This is a genomic window from Klebsiella sp. SWET4 (genome assembly GCF_024296565.1).
GTDB lineage: Bacteria > Pseudomonadota > Gammaproteobacteria > Enterobacterales > Enterobacteriaceae > Klebsiella > Klebsiella variicola.
The window spans coordinates 1-1,360 of sequence record NZ_JANCOB010000044.1 but is presented as its reverse complement, the minus strand read 5'-3'; the positions used below and the strand labels follow the sequence as shown (position 1 = coordinate 1,360).

Annotated in this window: 1 pseudogene; it reads right to left on the bottom strand. The window is 59.6% G+C overall.

The features are described from left to right. Positions 1-167: 167 nt before the first annotated feature. Positions 168-1,133: pseudogene (locus NKJ21_RS27380) on the bottom strand (IS481 family transposase); the annotation flags it as partial. Positions 1,134-1,360 lie beyond the last annotated feature (227 nt).

Sequence of the window (1,360 nt, the reverse complement as noted above, 5' to 3'; positions counted from 1 at the left end):
CTTCACCGGCTTCGCCGGCAGGTGGCAACCCCCAAGTCCCGTCTGACCAGGGGTCCGCAAGGCGTTGCAGGGTGTAATTCGCTGATACAGCTGCGCGGGCGACAGAGCGTGCCAGTGACCGGTTTCACCTGCCAGGGCTTGCCGGCATCTGCGCGGCTTGTGTAACTGTCGCATCCCGTACGATCATATGGTCGCTTGTGAAACAGGTGCGGGTGGGTCTGGTACCAATCTTTCATGGCCTGCATCGGCGTACTGCTCTTGAGCGCTGACTGCGGCAACTGGTGGTTGTACAAGGCCACATAGCGCAGCAAGGTCTCCTCCATGTCCTCGCGGCTGTTGAACCGGTGGGTCTTCAGAACGTCCGCAATGCGTCCATTGAACCGCTCCACCATGCCGTTGGTTCTGGGCGTCCTGGGCTTGGTCAATCGGTGCTCTATGCCCAACTCCCGGCACAGTTGATCGAATTCATGGTTGCCGCTGGGTTCGCGTTCCTTGCTGGCAAACAGACGGTCCGTGAACTCTTTGCCGTTGTCGGTCAACAGCTTGTTGATCCTGATCGGACAGGCCTTGTGCAACGCCTTGAGGAAGGCCTGTGCACTGGCGGCGGTCTTGTTGGACTTGAGCTGCACAAACACCCAACGCGTGGCCCTGTCGATGGCCACGAATAGGTAGCGCCGGCTGCTCTCATCCTGCATCTGGGGCAGGTACTTCACGTCCATGTGCACGTAGCCTGGCTCGTAGCTCTTGAAGGCCTTGTGGGCTACCGCAGGCTCCTGGGGCTTGAGGGCGTTGAGGTTGCCCGCTCCATGGCGGCGCAAGCACCTGTCCAGCCCGGAGCGCGAGACATGGGGACAGATGAACTCCCGTGTCACGGCCAGCAGGTCATCCAAAGGTAGCAGCAAGGTACGGCGCAAGTGAACCACCACGGTCTCTTGCGCAGGCGTGAGCACCGTCTGCAGGCGATGGGCCGTGTGCGAGCGGTCTGCAAAGACATCGCGCTTCTTCCACTTGTAGACCGTCTGCTCAGTGATCCCAAAGCGCTGGGCCAGGATGCTGGCTGGTTCATCGCTGGCTGCGATCTCGGCACGCACGGCGGGCGTGGTGCGGGCGTTCTTGTGCAGGGCTATCAACATGGCTTCACTCCCTGGGTGGATTGCAAGGACTCTATCAACTCCTTTAGAACGGCTCGGGCCATGAAGAGTGGATAGCGTTTAGAGTCTATGCAATCGTCCGGGATGCGACACCTAGCTTGCAGATGCGCGCGTGACAGCAGCTCCGGTAGAAGCGTTATTGCAAACTTTTGTAACCGTGATCAATATGACCTCCTCAACCACCAGGAGGAGTCAGCATGTCCATTCGG